At 42.4% G+C, this 16,726-nt stretch carries 14 protein-coding genes; 8 read left to right on the forward strand and 6 right to left on the reverse strand.

What is annotated here, in order from left to right:
* Positions 1 to 22: 22 nt before the first annotated feature.
* From PGLA_RS03500 to PGLA_RS03515, 4 genes are all read left to right on the forward strand, one after another.
* Positions 23 to 1,342 carry an ATP-binding protein gene (locus PGLA_RS03500; protein ID WP_068528751.1) on the forward strand — a complete coding sequence of 440 codons (1,320 nt, stop codon included), beginning with the start codon at positions 23 to 25 and terminating at the stop codon, positions 1,340 to 1,342.
* A complete protein-coding gene (locus PGLA_RS03505) occupies positions 1,339 to 3,567 on the forward strand; it encodes a DEAD/DEAH box helicase (RefSeq protein WP_068528754.1) in 2,229 nt (742 codons plus the stop codon). The genes PGLA_RS03500 and PGLA_RS03505 overlap by 4 nt, the downstream gene beginning before the upstream one ends.
* Positions 3,568 to 3,885: 318 nt before the next feature.
* The gene (locus PGLA_RS03510) at positions 3,886 to 4,896 is read left to right on the forward strand and encodes an ABC transporter substrate-binding protein (RefSeq protein ID WP_068528757.1); all 1,011 of its coding nucleotides are present in this window, start codon (positions 3,886 to 3,888) and stop codon (positions 4,894 to 4,896) included.
* 130 nt (positions 4,897 to 5,026) lie between these two features.
* On the forward strand, positions 5,027 to 6,694 hold the full coding sequence (locus tag PGLA_RS03515) for an AraC family transcriptional regulator (RefSeq protein WP_068528759.1): 1,668 nt from the start codon (positions 5,027 to 5,029) through the stop codon (positions 6,692 to 6,694).
* A gap of 233 nt (positions 6,695 to 6,927) precedes the next feature.
* Here PGLA_RS03515 and PGLA_RS03520 read toward each other — a convergent pair whose 3' ends face one another.
* Positions 6,928 to 8,844 carry an LTA synthase family protein gene (locus PGLA_RS03520; RefSeq protein ID WP_068529366.1) on the reverse strand — a complete coding sequence of 639 codons (1,917 nt, stop codon included), beginning with the start codon at positions 8,842 to 8,844 and terminating at the stop codon, positions 6,928 to 6,930.
* Between the two features lie 271 nt (positions 8,845 to 9,115).
* Between PGLA_RS03520 and PGLA_RS03525 the strand changes: the two genes are divergently transcribed.
* The 4 genes from PGLA_RS03525 to PGLA_RS03540 all read left to right on the forward strand — a co-directional run bounded on the left by PGLA_RS03525 (position 9,116) and on the right by PGLA_RS03540 (position 12,393).
* Positions 9,116 to 9,481 (forward strand): hypothetical protein, encoded by a 366-nt coding sequence (locus PGLA_RS03525; RefSeq protein WP_068528763.1) that lies wholly within the window; start codon positions 9,116 to 9,118, stop codon positions 9,479 to 9,481.
* A gap of 154 nt (positions 9,482 to 9,635) precedes the next feature.
* Entirely contained in the window at positions 9,636 to 10,130 is a 495-nt protein-coding gene (locus PGLA_RS03530) for a cation:proton antiporter regulatory subunit (RefSeq protein ID WP_068528767.1), read from the forward strand.
* Between the two features lie 4 nt (positions 10,131 to 10,134).
* Positions 10,135 to 11,388, forward strand: coding sequence for a cation:proton antiporter (locus PGLA_RS03535; RefSeq protein WP_068528770.1), 1,254 nt, complete (start codon positions 10,135 to 10,137; stop codon positions 11,386 to 11,388).
* Positions 11,389 to 11,493: 105 nt separating this feature from the next.
* Positions 11,494 to 12,393 carry a YitT family protein gene (locus PGLA_RS03540; RefSeq protein WP_068528773.1) on the forward strand — a complete coding sequence of 300 codons (900 nt, stop codon included), beginning with the start codon at positions 11,494 to 11,496 and terminating at the stop codon, positions 12,391 to 12,393.
* A 105-nt stretch (positions 12,394 to 12,498) separates the two neighbouring features.
* Here the strand turns inward: PGLA_RS03540 and PGLA_RS03545 are convergent, their stop codons facing one another.
* From PGLA_RS03545 to PGLA_RS03565, 5 genes are all read right to left on the reverse strand, one after another.
* Positions 12,499 to 13,248, reverse strand: coding sequence for an SDR family NAD(P)-dependent oxidoreductase (locus PGLA_RS03545; protein ID WP_068528776.1), 750 nt, complete (start codon positions 13,246 to 13,248; stop codon positions 12,499 to 12,501).
* Positions 13,249 to 13,490: 242 nt separating this feature from the next.
* Entirely contained in the window at positions 13,491 to 14,564 is a 1,074-nt protein-coding gene (locus tag PGLA_RS03550; RefSeq protein ID WP_068528779.1) for an undecaprenyldiphospho-muramoylpentapeptide beta-N-acetylglucosaminyltransferase, read from the reverse strand.
* A 52-nt stretch (positions 14,565 to 14,616) separates the two neighbouring features.
* The gene (gene infC / locus PGLA_RS03555; protein WP_068528782.1) at positions 14,617 to 15,102 is read right to left on the reverse strand and encodes a translation initiation factor IF-3; all 486 of its coding nucleotides are present in this window, start codon (positions 15,100 to 15,102) and stop codon (positions 14,617 to 14,619) included.
* 201 nt (positions 15,103 to 15,303) lie between these two features.
* On the reverse strand, positions 15,304 to 15,954 hold the full coding sequence (locus tag PGLA_RS03560) for an amino acid ABC transporter permease (RefSeq protein ID WP_068528785.1): 651 nt from the start codon (positions 15,952 to 15,954) through the stop codon (positions 15,304 to 15,306).
* A 36-nt stretch (positions 15,955 to 15,990) separates the two neighbouring features.
* Positions 15,991 to 16,653 (reverse strand): amino acid ABC transporter permease, encoded by a 663-nt coding sequence (locus PGLA_RS03565; RefSeq protein WP_068528788.1) that lies wholly within the window; start codon positions 16,651 to 16,653, stop codon positions 15,991 to 15,993.
* Positions 16,654 to 16,726 lie beyond the last annotated feature (73 nt).

Below are 16,726 nucleotides of genomic sequence, written 5' to 3' on the forward strand. Positions count from 1 at the left end.
ATAGAGTAAAGAGGTGATAACCATGAGTGAATTGAAAATTCCCAAAAGAATGACGACAGCGCTTGTTAATTCATTAACCGCAGGCGTGGTGCCAAGAATTGGGCTGGAGCATATCGCGGTAGGGCGTAAATATGAAATTGAAGCGATTTTGCGGGATATGGATAATGTCTCGGAGGGTGGAGCAACATTCAAGCTGATTACAGGACGATATGGGAGCGGAAAAAGCTTTCTGTTACAAATGATACGTAATTACGCAATGGATCGAGATTTTGTTGTGGCAGATGCCGATCTGTCGCCTGAACGCCGATTAGTTGGAACCAAGGGGCAGGGGCTAGCGACGTATCGTGAGCTGATGACTCATCTCTCCACACGCACGCGTCCAGATGGAGGAGCGCTTGAAGTCATTTTGCAGAAATGGATTGCTTCCATACAGCAAGCTGCCATGAAGGAGATGGGTCTTCGACCGAATGATCTTGCTTTGAATCAGGAAGTGGAGCTTCGGATATTTGCCATTACATCAGAGATGCAGAACATGGTACATGGGTTCGATTTCGCCAAGGTATTAGCCGCGTATTGGAACAGTTATAAGTTAGCAGATGATGAAGGTAAACAGGCTGCGCTTCGTTGGTTGCGTGGAGAATATGCCACGAAGACAGAGGCGAGAAGATCGATAGATGTCGGAGTGATTATCGACGATAGCAACTGGTATGACTATATGAAGTTGTGGTCGGAGTTCGTGGCTCGGATCGGACACAAAGGATTGCTACTCTTCATTGATGAAGGGGTTAACTTGTACAAAATAACCAACAGCATCTCTCGTCAGAGCAACTATGAGAAGTTACTCATGATGTTCAATGACACGATGCAAGGTAAAGCAGAGCACTTAGGTATATTCTTGGGTGGTACGCCTCAATTCGTGGAAGATCCACGTCGAGGCTTGTTCAGCTACGAAGCGCTTAGATCGCGATTGGCTGAGGGACGTTATGGCGCTGAAGGCTTGAAGAATTATACAGGACCGATGCTTCGATTGAACATGTTATCACATGAAGAAATCTTGATTCTATTGCAGAAGCTTAGTCAAATTCATGCGATGCACTATAGTTATGAGTCATCCTTAAGCGACCCTCAATTGGTACAGTTTATGGAGCTTGCAGTGGGGCGATTGGGTGCAGATGAACTGCTCACAACACGTGAAATAGTGAGAGATTTCATGGATTTACTCAATACGCTTCATCAGAATCCAGAGAAGACGTTCGGAGACCTTCTTGGTGAGCGACATATAGCACCTGCAGCGGCTGATCCGGATGAAGTGAATGACTTCCTTGCGGAGTTCGAACTATGAGCAACAACCCTTTCTATAGATTAGCTCCGTTCATTCAGGAATTTATATATCGCAAAAGATGGGATGAATTACGTGAAGCGCAAGTGGAAGCCTGTCGTGTGCTATTTGATACGCAGAATCACTTACTGATTGCTTCTGGGACAGCTTCTGGGAAGACAGAAGCTGTCTTCTTTCCAGCATTGACGGAGTTACATGTTAGGCCGTCTAAATCGGTTGGCATCTTATATATTAGTCCGTTGAAGGCGTTGATCAATGATCAGTTCGAACGATTAAATGAGCTGCTTCAAGAAGGTGGAATACCGGTATGGCATTGGCATGGGGATGTCCCACAGGCGGAGAAAACGAAGCTGATGAAGAAACCTTCTGGTGTGCTACAAATTACACCTGAATCTCTTGAAGGGCTACTTATGAATCGACCGAATGCAATACCAGCATTATTTCATGATCTGAGGTACATCATCATTGATGAAGTGCATGCTTTCATGGGATCGGATCGTGGCATTCAAGTATTGTGTCAGCTTGCTAGAATTGAGCGAATGGCCTACTGTAAGCCGCGTAGAATTGGTTTGTCAGCAACGCTTAGTGACTATGATTCTGCAACCGATTGGATCAGCGCAGGTACAGACAAGCAGACGGAAATCGTATCTCCAGAGGGTGGACGGAAACTGAAGTTAAGTGTAGAACACTTTTCGTTCCCTGATGCACGGAATGAAGAAGAGGCTAGGATGTTGGAATATGCCAAGCAAGCGTATCACGACTACATATATGATCATACACATCATAAGAAAGCTCTGGTCTTCACGAATAGTCGTTCCGATGCGGAACTAATGACGCTAGAGCTTCGGCGTATCGCAGCGAAGCGGCATGAAGCAGATGTATTCTACGTCCATCATGGCAGTATATCTGCGATGTTGCGTGAGGAGGCAGAAGCGGCACTCCGCACAGGATACGGACCAGCCGTTGCAGCAGCAACCTTGACACTCGAGTTAGGGATCGATCTTGGAGAATTAGAGCGAGTGGTTCAACTTGGAGCACCTTACAGCAGCTCTAGCTTCGTCCAAAGATTGGGACGGTCAGGACGCAGGGGAAATGCGGCATCCGAAATGTTATTTGTATGCCCAGAAGAGGAAGATGAAGAGGCAGAGCTACCAGCACGGATGCCTTGGATGTTGTTACGTGCGATTGCCGTCATCGAGTTATATGTTCGAGAGAAATGGGTTGAACCATTACATGTTCGTCAAATGCCAATGGGTCTGTTGTATCATCAGACGATGAGCGCATTGAAGAGTTTGGGGGAAGCGGAACCTGCGGAACTGGCTAGAGCGGTTCTTACTTTACCTTCTTTTAACAAGATTCAGCCAGAAGACTACAAGATATTCCTGAATTATTTGCTGCAAACGGACCACATTCAGCGCACAGAAGAGGGTACCCTAATTATCGGGCTGATGGGTGAACGCATCGTGAATAACTTCCGGTTCTATGCGGTATTTAAAGACGATGAGGAACATGTCGTATATAACGGCACGGAGGAGATTGGTTCGATTACGACAGTTCCACCTCCCGGATATTGTTTCACACTGGCAGGTAAGTTGTGGAAGGTAGAAGAGGTAGATACGAAGCACCAAGCTGTTTATGTGAAGTCTTCACGTGGAAAAGTGGACACGCTCTGGTTGGGAGCTGGAGGGGACGTACATACCCGTGTCGTACAGAAGATGCGTGAGATATTAGCGGACGATTGTATATACTCCTATTTAGCACCTAATGCCGTGAACCGTATCGAACGTGCCCGCCGTCTTGTACGAGAAAGTGGGATGTTGCGTAGTTCTGTCATGCCTGCAGGGGGCGATTCCTTCTTCATCATGCCATGGGTTGGAAGCAAGCAGTTCCGAACCTTGGAACGGCTAATTAAGAATAACCTGAAGGATAAGTTGGGACTACGGTCTGTTGTCCCGATGGAGCCTTATTATATGGTCGTATCGGGTAAGACCAACACGGAGACTCTTCTTGAGCATATCATAGCTGAATCATCCAACTGCGAGGACCCGATAACCCTTTTATCACCGGATGAAGCTCCGTATTTAGGCAAGTACGATGAATTCATCCCGCCTGAATTGACTCGAAGGGCCTTTGCGATAGATGGTCTTGATGTTAAAGGACTCGCTAAGGAACTGGGGAAACATGAATACAGCTCAGCATTAAATAATAACGCCATAAACGAGATCTAATGTGACCCCCTTTAAGAGGCACTCATTAAAAAACTCATGTTTTCATGAAGTGATGAGTGATTTTGGAGGGGATATTCCATGAGAAAAAAGGACACGTATATCAAAAATATACGAAAAGTTCAAGATGGTAGCAGTGAAAGCATATGTTGAGAGAATTTGAGTGATATACCCGCTATGATAGTATGTTTGTAAAAAATAAATGGGACAGATTTGAATTTGTCCATTGATTTAGTATGTCGATATCCGTACGCTACTAATAGAGAATGATTATCATTATCTATAAATATAAAGCGAATAGAATAGTGGGGTAGAGAGATTATGAAGAAAGCAAGATATATGGTTGTATTAATAGCACTGATTTCCCTAATGGGGGTTATGTTAATTGGCTGCACTGGTGGTAGTAAAGATGAAAATATAGCCAGTGAATCTATGAATGGAAATAGTGCGGACAGCAAAACGGATGCAGCGAAGGGAAGTTCAGATGTTTCAGATAATGAAGTATCTCGTTCGTACACTGACTATAAGGGGCATGTGGTGGATATCCCTACCGCACCTCAGCGTGTCATATTTGCGGGTGAAACGACTGGTGATCTACTGGAGATAGGCATTCAGCCGATTGGCGTGCTCGGAGTCTCCATTAAAGATGCATTATATGAGAATGAGCTAACCCAAGTGGAGGATGTGGGTTTTCCCATTAATCTAGAGAAGGTCATTTCCCTAAATCCCGATCTGATTCTGATTGCAGACACCGACGAGAAAGGCTATGAAAGTCTTACAAAAATCGCACCAACGATTATGTTTGATACATTTGCATCGCTTGATGAACGAATGATCGAGTTGGGTGACATCTTTGGTAAACAGCAGGAGGCAACGGACTGGCTTAATATCTACAATGCAAAGGCGGAGGAAATATGGAAGCAACTTTACGAAAAGGTGCTTAAGCCAGGAGAGACGGCATCTGTATTTACGTATTATCCTGGGGATCGGCTGTTCATTATGGCTCAAGCTGGCTTTCCGCAGTTATTGTATGGCAAGGGTGGTATGAAACCAACGGATCCGATTCAAGAGGTTCTAGATGCAGGGGAAGGATTTAGACAAATCTCAGCGGAAGAGCTTGGTAAATTTGCAGGAGACTATATTTTTATTCTTAATCCTATAGACAGTGAAGCGGAGAAATCAACGGAAGAACTGCTGGCAAGTCCGATTTGGAAGGGTCTTCCTGCTGTGAAGAACGGACATGTTTACCGATTGGATATTAATAAAGCTAGTTCGGACGCCTTTACCCGTGAATATATGCTGAATGAGCTACCGAAATTACTGGGTAACTAAGAGAACAAGGCCTGAGATAAATAGATAAAGATAGCGATCACTCTTAGGTAAGCTTTTCAATCTTACGGTTGAAAAGCTTACCCTTTTTCTATACAATGAGAACTATTCTCATTTAAAGGAGTCGTTCAATATGAATAAGAATCCCATTTCTATATCAACAACCCAATCACTACTCTTTCATTTGGATGCAGTCCGATTTTGTCAGATGCCTCCTGGAGGGGAAACGGCAAAGGAACGAAGTCCATTACATACATTGATTGTTGTAACACAGGGCCAAGTGGGGCTCATGACGGACGATTATAGGCGGCTTCGATTGGTTCCGGGTAGGGCATTCTTAGTTTGTCCCCAAAGTGGATACCAGCTTCAGAATGAAACGGAATGTACCCTTTATTATTACCGGCTGTCTTTTTCTGCTATACAGATGAGAGGAATGCATCCTCAATTATACAATGGCGAGCTAGCATCTAGATTAGGGGAGCTGACTGCCCATCCACTGACTCGTATCCTACGTCTTGTGAAGCTGATGGAAGAAGCAGAGACCTCCTCTGACGAACTGGGAGATTACAAGCGACAGCTTTTCTTTCAAGAGCTGATGGTGCTTCTTCTTCAGCACAACCTTCACCCTGAAAGCGCAAATGTAAATGGAACCAAGCTTGTTGAGGATACCCTTGCCTATATTCATAGTCACTACATGGAACGTATAACCGTCCGGCAGCTTGCGGAACTAGCGGGGGTTATGTACCAACAATATACTCGGATTTTTCAACAACTGACCGGTAAGAAACCACTGGATTATCTGAACGAGTTGCGGATTGAGAGATCTAAAGAGTGGTTGCGAAACTCAGATGCACCGCTGCGGGAGATTGCTCATCTGGTCGGATTTCGGGATGAATATTATTTCAACCGTCGCTTTCGACAGATGACGGGTCAAGCGCCAAGACAGTATTCAAAGTCAACACTGGGGCTTGTCCACGTCCGCGACTGGCTTGGTAATAGCATCGAGATTCCGCAGAGTCCGAGACGAATCGTATATCACGGAGAGACATTTGGCGATTTAGTGGCACTTGGTGTAGATGCAGTAGGGGGTAGTGCATTCTTAGAAGAACGTATCACGATTGGAGAGCAAATATGTAATGTGGAGGACGTCGGATTCTTAATCGATGTTGCCAAGCTCGGAAAGTTGGAACCGGATTTAATTATTCTGGCGAGCAGCGATGAGGAACAGTACAACAAGGCGATGGGGATCGCTCCAACGGTAACATTTGATTCATTTGCGCCCCTTGAAGAACGGATGCACACGCTAGGAAATTTATTGGGCGTTCGTGTGGTTGCCGAACAATGGCTGGAGAATTATAAGGAACGCACAGAGCAGATGTGGGTGCGGTTGAGAGAGGAGCTAAAACCTGGTGAGAGCGCATCAGTGTTCATTACTGATCGTGGTGGACGTTTTTTTGTGATGGGAACAATCGGACTTCCGGCTACGTTATATCATAAGTCGGGTTTTCAGGCGCCTTCCAGTATTGGGCAGCTACTTGACCGAGGGGTGAGCTACATGGAAATTTCCATTGATGATCTGCCCCTTTTCGCAGGAGATCGAATATTCATGGTTCTGACCAAGGAGGCTTCATCCCGGCAGGCGGCCTATGAATTAGCCGGAAGTAAGATGTGGAAAGGGCTACCCGCTGTCCGCAGTGGCCATGCTTACTGGGTAGAGGATTCTGAGTGGAATTATGGGGACGCCCTGACGAGTATTCACATTCTGGACATGCTTCCAGCCTTACTCACAAGATCTTCCTAAATATCGTCGATTGAGGATTCAGCTCCTGTGTTAGATACGATAGATCATAAGACAAGAAAAAGAGACATTAGAGGGTAATGCTCTAACGTCCCAAGATCATTTTCGTTCAAGTACATAACTGTGGTTGGAAGCACTTAGCGTTAAATGCCGGTCTCTCGTAAATGAACCTATTGGGATAACGCTTCGAATCCCTACAGAGAGCGTGTAAATCTACATATTGTAGATTTACACTATCATGGAGACCGTTTAGGTAACAATTTCACATATTTATCCGATAGTTTCATCAGTGACATTATATAATCATAGTCCTTGCCGTAGGCGCTCACATCTTGAACAGGTAGGAGCGTCTTTAAAGAGATAGCTGTTCCATCCTCAAAGCCAGTACCAGGAATGAACATGACATCATTATTAAAGAAGGAACCTGTAGGTAAGTAATAACGCATTCCCACAACGTTACGGTCCGTATTTAGAAGGTCACGTCCGAATGCAGTGAAATTCTTATCCTCCAGTGAAACGCCCATAAGATTAGCTACAGTCGGCATAATATCAAGTTGTCCACCAGTGAGCTCAATAACTTTGCCATCCATTTGTTTAGGAACATGAATAAGGAGCGGGATATTGAATCTACTGATCTGATTATCGTAAGGAATACCCAATTTCTCCGTTATCTCTGCCCCATCTGTCTCTTTCGGATTAATACCGAAATGATCACCATAAGCGACCAACACGGTGTTATCCCACATGCCATTTGCTTTCAACTGTTCGATCAGTTTACCTAACGCATAATCTGTATAGTTCACAGCTGTTAAATAGTTACCGAGTTGTGATCCTTCCATATCAGCAGGAACCGTAAGCCTTCGTTGATCTTCGGGAATAACAAAGGGAGCATGACTAGATGTCGTAACGAACTGTGCATAGAAAGGCTTCTTGTCAGCGGACATCTCCTTCATTTTCTCGATACCGACACGGTACATTTCTTCATCCGAAGCACCGAAATCATTGAAAAGATCATTGATATAGAAGGGTTTATCGTAATAGTGATCGAATCCAAGCGCTGGGTATAACAGATTTCGACTCCAAAAGGTTACATCATTGATATGAAAGGTTGCCGAGTTATATTGCTGTTCATGTAATAATCTTGAAAGGCTTGGCAACTCTCTGTTTCCAAAACCGGCAGACATCGCTTCAGTTCCAGTTGGATAAATAGACGTGTTGGAAATGAATTCAGCATCCGACGTATTTCCTTGACCAATCTGCTGATAAAAGTATGGGAAGTAAAAGCTTTCCTTCGCAAGTTGGTTCAGTACAGGTGTGACTTCCTGCTGTCCCAGCTTCAGATGAATCGGGAAGTTCTGAAAGGCTTCCATCTGTACAATAATGACGTTCATGCCTTTAGCGGAACCGAAATGTGCAGGTGGTTCAGCGTTATTGGCCCGATAAGGATAGGTTGACTGTAGTGCCTTCACTTCTAATTTTGTATCCTGAAGATTCCCATTGGCAATCATGGCGTTCTCTTGCTTATTCTTGAGCATAGCGGCCACTTGGTAATTTACAAATCCAAGCTTCTCGGCTTGGACAAGTTCATTATCGATGTGCAGAGAGCGGTTAATAACAAGAATTGAACTACCAAGACTTAGTACCAAGGTTAGAGCTACAATGATGTTCCACTTCATTGTACTGCCCCGACTACGCGTAGACCCCATGATATAGCCTAGAGTATGCACATGCTTGCGTTTGCGACGCATAACAACCCTAACAAGAACCCATGTTAATCCGATAGCAAGATCAATAAAAAAGAGAAAATGGATCGGTTTGATTAAGGGAGTAATACTGGCACGCACTTGACCTACTTGTCCTAATTCTGTGAGTGTCGTATATGTGGGCACTGAACCGAAATGAATCTGATACAAAGTTGCAGCAAAAAGTATGAGCGAAAAAATGAGATTGAAACTCCAAAATGCAGCGCGTTTTGCTTTTAAGGGCACGACGAGATCAAGTAAACACATGAATACTAGAATGGACAATGTATCTGCTAATAGTCCAACGCCCGTAACTTCTTTGAAATAGAAAAAGCGAAGAAGGCATAATTTAGCTATCAATAGTAGTGTAATACTGATCAAAGTGGTTAATTTGTTTGCTTTCCAGTTCATAGACATATCCTAGTTCACTTCTTTTCTTTTATTGAAAAATTAATAATTAGTGTAACGTAAAAAACGAAAAATAACAAAAAATAATGAGAGTTTCTAGTGTGTTAGAAAAATCGACTAATCTGTTAGATAATTGGACATAATACGGAAAGTGCGACAGGGTATATAAATTTATTATACTTCAAATATGGCTTCCGCTGATCCATCTCAATTTGAGATCGTTTTTATAATGTGTTATCATTTTAGTAACAGTATGCGAAAGGAGAAATGTAATATGACCAGAGTACATCAGTTGTTTCGCTTATTTATCATGATTGGCATGGCTTTGGTCTTATCTTTCTCCTTTCCGGTGTCTTCTTATGAAGAGCGTACGACTGAGACCTCCCAGGGCTCTATTACTACGGAAGTACATATGGTTAGGCCGCTTCTTCGTCAAACCGCACCGATCTATTCAAGGCTTATTGTGGTTGCGCAATTGTTACCCCTTTTATTCATGGTTTATCTTCTAACAATCCTACGATTACCTTTATTTGTGAATCCTTTTAAACGTTGTATTCCTTTATTATTACGCCGCTTATTTCTTGACCCCATTAAATACACCTCCACTTTCGTGAGCAGAGTTAATGTACCTTTGCTCTAATTTAATTTACCCTTTTATACGATTACCATTTCCTAATATAAATTTTATTAATGTTATACTTATCCATGAAAAATAGAGACGAACACTGTTCTTTTTTAATGAACAATGTAATCGTTCTATTTAAATATTCAGAATAATTGGAGGAATTATAATAATGAACGTACGCGAAATAGATCTACCAGGTATTGGGAAGAAATTTCATATTGTGACTCGTAGTGGAGATAAGTTAGTTGTCATTATCCATGATGACGGAAGACGAGAAATGTATCATTTTGACTATGAGGATCCGGATGACAGTGTTTCTATGATTTCGATGGATGACGATGAGGCTCGTGTGATTGCTGCGATTGTAGGTGGGATGACATATGTCCCTAAAGCACTTGAAAAAGTGGATATGGCATTTGATGAACTAATTATTGAATGGTACAAAATTGACAATAGCTATAAATCCATTGGTAAATCGATTGGTGAACTTGATGTGCGCCAGAATTCGGGAGCTATGATTATTGCCATTATTGAGAAAAATCACTCGAAGCACGTGAATCCAGGTCCAGAATTCGTGATTACGAAGGAATCTACGCTGGTTGTTGTAGGCGAGCGTGAACAACAGAAGTTATTCAAACAAATTTTACTGAACGGAAGTGGTTGAATAGATGGATTACATTGTTTTTGAAGTAGGGTTGGCCATTGCTTTAATCGCTGCAGTGGGACTGATAGCAACTAAGATTAGATTTTCAGTAATTCCCTTTTATATATTGATTGGTATGGCTGTTGGGCCTCACGCAATGAATTTTTGGCATTTTGATTTCCGATTCATAGAGAGTGCCCCATTTATCGACTTGTTAGGTCGCATCGGAGTACTGTTCCTATTGTTCTATTTGGGTATTGAATTCTCGATAGGGCGGTTGATCAAGTCAGGTAAGTCGATTGTGACGGGCGGATCGATATATATCGGAATTAACTTTACTTTGGGCCTTATACTGGGATGGATAGCGGGGTTTCCGATTTCGGAGATTCTCGTTATTGCAGGGATTACCACCATCTCATCGAGTGCCATTGTAGCCAAAGTCCTTGTGGATCTGAAGCGTACAGCTAATGCAGAGACGGAAATGGTTCTTGGAATAACCATGTTTGAAGATGTATTTCTTGCCGTTTATTTATCCATCCTCTCAGGAATTGTCCTCAGTGACTCCTCGAGTGTGTGGGGTGTACTACTGACCGCATCCATAGCCATGGGGTTCATGTTATTGATGATTATTATTGGACGAAAGGCTGTCCCATTGTTAAATAAGCTGCTCAATATCCGTTCCAATGAACTATTTGTACTTGTTGTGTTTGGTTCGTTATTTCTAGTAGCGGGCTTTGCAGAAACGATCCATGTAGCTGAAGCTATAGGAGCGTTACTCTTTGGACTTGTACTCGCGGATACGGAACATGCGAAACGAATTGAGCATCTTATTTTACCCTTTAGGGACTTTTTTGGAGCTATTTTCTTCTTTAGCTTTGGACTATCCATTAATCCGTTAGAAATGTTTGGTGCTGTATGGTTATCTCTTGCCGCAGTTCTTTTGACTCTAATTGGGAACTTTGCTGCTGGGCTAATAGCAGGAAGAAATGCAGGATTATCCACCAAATCATCATTTAACATTGGATTCACAATCATGGGTCGTGGTGAATTTTCTATTATCATGGCCAACTTAGGAAAAGCAGGGGGACTTATGCCTGTGCTTCAATCCTTTACCGCGCTATACGTATTAATCATGGCGATCTTAGGACCTTTATTATCTAAAGAGTCTAAACATATCTATAACTTCATGGATAACATATTCAAATTCAAAGATTCCAAGAGAAGAGATAAGGGTCAGGCTAAGGTAAAACCTAAGCTGCCAGAGGAAAGTGGAACGTAACGGTCTTGAAATCCACACCTGAAATGCTGTCCAGAACCGTCTGTCATTATAGGTAAATTCTATTGCAGAAGAGGAGGATTTGCACTGAAACTACTTAGAGCTTCTTTGGAACCAACGCAATCTTATGAGCGCAGAGAATTTAAACGCTTGTGTACTCGAATGTTGTTTGTTGTTATAGGAAGTGTGTTGGCCTCAGTAGGATTGGAGTTGTTCTTAATTCCAAATCAGATTATTGTCGGTGGGATGACAGGAATTTCTGCTCTATTCGCTCATATTACGGAGATGAGATTAGGATTATTTCTCCTTTTATTGAATGTACCTTTTATAGGTATGAACTACAGACACATTCGAAGAGAGTTTGTCATCCTGACGGTACTGGGATTGATCGTATTCTCATTAAGTGCCATCTTTCTTCATCACACCCCTGCATTGATTAAGCATCCATTATCTGCTGCAATGATCGGTGGAGCCTCGTTGGGACTTGGACTTGGTACAGTCGTACGATATGGCGGAGCATTGGATACATTGGAATTGGCTGAACGTTCTCATTGGAGAAATGGATTACCTGTGGATAACATCATTATGTTGATTAATTGTATGGTGTTGACGTCGGCAGGTTTTATATTCGGATGGGATCAAGCGATGTATTCTGTTATTGCCTATCTTCTAGCTTACGAGATGATTCATGTCACCATTAGAGGATTCGCATTATACAGGACGATGTATGTTCAGAGTATCAGAGATGACGAGATTAAGCAGGTTCTGGGCTTAAGTCTTGGTCTTACGAATATATCGGCTGATACACAGGTAGAAGATGCAAATCATGAACAGGCTGAGATGAATTCTGACCTTGGAAATAATAAAGAGGTAGCCAAACCGTTAGTATATAAGGTTCATATCGCTGAAAAAGCACGATTTAGAGTTCTAGTGAGGTCTATAGACCCTGAAGCGGATATTTCAAGTTATGATACAAGAACCGCACCAAATTATTATAATAGAAATTAATAAACTATCATTCTAATGAAAAATGCCGAAAGCAGGGAGCTGAAATTCTTGCTTTCGGTTTTTTTTGTAATTTTGCTATTGTTACGACAATAGCAGATGAATAGATTATCCGTTCATAACACTGCCACCATTGGCTCCGAGAACTTGTCCGGTATAAATGCTACCGTCATCTGATGCTAGAAATAGAACGGATCTAGCAATCTCTTGCGGGAATGCCAATCTATTTAATAAATAGCGAGCATCGTTCTTATCTTGGGTTTCCTCAAGGGAGGAACGGATATCCGTGAATGTACCACCGGGTGCCACCGCATTGACTAGAACGTATGGAGCTAGTTCCCTTGCAAGTGATTTAGTAAATGCGGTAATGCCGCCTTTAGCTGCTGCATAATGAGCAAATTCGGCAGCCCCTTGGCTTACAACGTCGGATGTAACGTTAATGATTCTCCCCGATTTCTGCTCCGTCATTCGGCGCGCTGCTGCACGAGAAGTATAGAAGGTGCCATACATATGTATTTTGATCATTCGGTCCCATTGCTCATCTGTCATTTCTGTAACAGATACGGCTTGGGCAATCCCAGCATTATTGACTAGGATATCTATTCTTCCGAACAGATTGTCGATCGCTTCGAATAATTCTTGTACTTGAACGGGTTCGCTGACATCTGCATGAAAGATTTCAGCTCGAACTCCGTAAGTCTCTGCTTGGTGTTTAACCTCCAGTGCTTCCTTATCGTCACCGAAATAGTTAATCATTACATTAATGCCTGCTTTAGCAAATTCCAACGCGACTGCCTTACCGATTCCTCTACTAGCGCCAGTAATTAAAGCACATTTCACAGTAGTTTCAATAGCCATCTTGTTTAGTCTCTCCTTCGATCGAATGATAGGGCTTTCATAATAAATCAGCAACAATAAAAGACAAAATATTTAAGTAATATATCAAATAATAAAATAAAAATCCATAGTTTCCCACTGTAAATAGTGACATAAGTGAATGTTCGATAGAATTGCATATTAAATACACTTCGGTTCATCGAACCGAAGTGTATTTAGTAATAGATAAGGTTTTGCCCAATGTGTGGACCGTTTAAACAAGTCTACTTCCTTTTAGAGGCCTTCTGAATAAGCTGAATAACTTGATCTATAGTACTGGTCTGATCTTGTTTCGCCATATTGTCTACGATCTGAACTCGTTTAGAGAGGGTGAGTTCAAGAGACGTAATAAAAGACTCATCGGTTAACTCTTCTTCTAATAGAACCTCAGCAAATCCAGCTTTCTGAAAAGATTGTGCATTTAATATTTGATCTCCCCGACTTGCTGCTCTTGATAGAGGGATCAATAGCATTGGTTTGTGAAGTGCAAGGAATTCAAAAATCGAATTGGAACCTGCTCTTGTCACAACAACGTCAGCGGCGGCTATGACATCTGGCAATTCATCATGAATATATTCGAATTGTTGATACCCATCGAGTTGGATGGATGGATCGACTTGGTCTTTCCCGCAGATATGTACCACTTGGTATTGTTCCAAGAGTGTGTGGAGATTGTTACGAATGGCCCCATTGATTTTTTTGGAACCCAAGCTACCTCCCATGACGAGAACGATGGGCTTATTGTTAGAGAATTTAAGTAGATTTAGTCCACGGGTAGCATTTCCCGACCGAAGTTCATCCCGAATAATAGCACCAACATAAGTGGCTTTGTCACTCTTGATATGATCTATCGTTTCAGGAAAAGTCACGCATACCTTCGTAGCTAGAGGAAGTGCGATTCGATTAGCCAGTCCTGGAGTAAGGTCAGATTCATGGATGATAATCGGAACTTTGTTTAATTTAGCGCCGATCACGACAGGCACAGATACAAATCCACCCTTGGAGAATACTACATCAGGCTTGATTTTTCGTATTAAATTAGTTGCCTCAAATACGCCTTTGACGATGCGGAAGGGATCTTTGAAATTCTCAACACTCATATATCGTCTAAGTTTACCTGTTGAAATTCCATGGTAATCGACATGATCAATGTTGGAAATAAGCTCAGACTCAATTCCTTTGATAGAGCCTATATATGAAACATCCCATCCTAATGCGATAAACCTTGGAATGAGAGCTACATTCACAGTAACATGACCTGCAGACCCACCACCTGTAAATAAAATACGTTTGGACATTTGTTAAACCTCACATTGTTCTGGTCACATAGGTGTGCCAGTTATTATAGCCCTATAGAGGGTTTACTTGAACCATAGCTTGTTTCCCGCTGAGTTGTATTCCGGTTTGTTTAACTCCGACATCGACAACATCTTTTAGTAATCGCTCTAACAATTCCTTCGCTTTTGGGCCTTCTTTACCTTGAATACGAACAACGATCAACACAGCTTTGCCTGATTTCAAAAGCTTGTAAGCCTGATTCTTCTTCGTATCGTAATCGTGCTCTTCAATTTGAGGCGTCAGCCGTATTTCTTTTACCTTAGTATTCTGTTCTTGTTTGCCACTCTTTGGTCTGGCTTGTTGTACTTCTTGCTTAGCTGCACCGGCTTTCATTAATTTACAAGGCGGAGGGCTGCTAAAGAGAGAGGTACAGATCAGATCAACTTTAAGTTTTTTGGCCATGGATAGAGCTTCAGTAGTCGAGACTACACCTAGATCTTCCCCATGAATTCCAGTCAACTGAACCTCGGAGGCTCTAATTTTTTCATTTTTGATCATCATATACACACCTGGACTTTCGCTTGGGATAATGACCCCATGTTAGCGTGTAGGAGGAGAAATATCAACCTCGGTGTGTATGACAGAACATATAGATCGTATCTGATGTTATTTCAAAAAGAAAAGTCCGTAGAAGAAAGCTTCTCCTTACCGTGTTACTTTCATGATGGAGGAGGGGAAGTGTCTCGTACGGACAGAATTTCAATGGATCTTAGACTCGAGACGTCGAGCGATAATGGAAAGGGTGTAATTCACAATGAAATATAGGGCAGATGCGAGTATAAGGGCTGGAATGACATAATTGAAGCTTTGTCCTCCAAGGATTTGAACATTGTGCATGATTTCAGGGAGCGAAATGATGATGGCAAGGGATGTGTCCTTGAGTAAGGAAATAAATTGGCTAACCATCGGTGGAGACATTCGACGTAGTCCTTGAGGAAGTATAATGTGCCGGAAGGTTTGTATATAACTAAGTCCGGACGAACGTGAAGCTTCAATCTGTCCTTTATCAATGGAATTCAAACCACTTCTTACAATCTCTGAGATCATGGCTCCTTCAAACAGAGTCAATCCCACCACGGTTGACCAGAAGGGGGACATGCTGATACCGATTTGAGGAAGCACGATTTTCATGAAAAAAATAATGAGTAATAGAGGTAAATTGCGTATGATATCTACACCAATGGCAGTTAGGCGCGCTACAACCGGAATTCGAGTATATCTTAAGGTTCCTAACAGGGTCCCTAATACGAAACTTAGTAGGATTGAAATAAAGGCTACTTCTAAGGTGATCAGAAAACCTTTCAGAATAAAAATTAGATTAGGAATGGAGTATGCGCCTATAAAATCCATATATTACTCGCTCCTTTTCCAATGGAATAGGCATCATTAGTTATCAGCGATGTTAAAACATTTCTCCATATAAAGAACGGCGTAGCTGAGTGGGACAGTGAGTACTAAATAGAAGAGCGCAACAAATGTATACACTGTTAGGGGTAAGAACGTATCTGAATTAATGAGATCGGCATAATACATTAAATCCATACCTGCGACGACAGCGAGGATAGATGAATTCTTAACCAGATTGATGAACTGATTGCCGATAGCAGGAAGTACGATCTTAATCGCTTGTGGCAAAATGATATGTGTCATCGTTTGAAGATAAGAGAGACCGGTAGCTCTCGCTGCTTCTGTCTGACCTGTAGGAATAGCTTGAATCCCTGCACGTATAGCTTCTGCAATGAAAGAAGCTGTATATACCGTCAGACCCAATGTACCCGATACAAATCCATCTAGCTCGATTCCAAGTGACGGCAACCCTAAATAGAAAAAGAAAACGACGATCAAGAGCGGAATATTGCGAATGACTTCTACATATGCCGTTCCAAACCAATTCAGAGGTTTAAGAGGAGCGATTCGGAATATGGCAATGATCGCCCCCAGTATGAAGCTTCCAATGAGAGCGATGATGCTAATCTGAATGGTGTTTATGAATCCTGCCATATAACGATCCCAATGGTCGAATACAAGCATGACATCGAAATTCCCCATAGCTGGTCTTTGGATCCTCCGTTTCCCCCGCTAAGTAAAAAAAGAGGAGAGGCGCGGAATAGCCTATCCTCCA

The organism is Paenibacillus glacialis (assembly GCF_001637205.1).
GTDB classification, from domain to species: Bacteria; Bacillota; Bacilli; order Paenibacillales; family Paenibacillaceae; genus Paenibacillus_AQ; species Paenibacillus_AQ glacialis.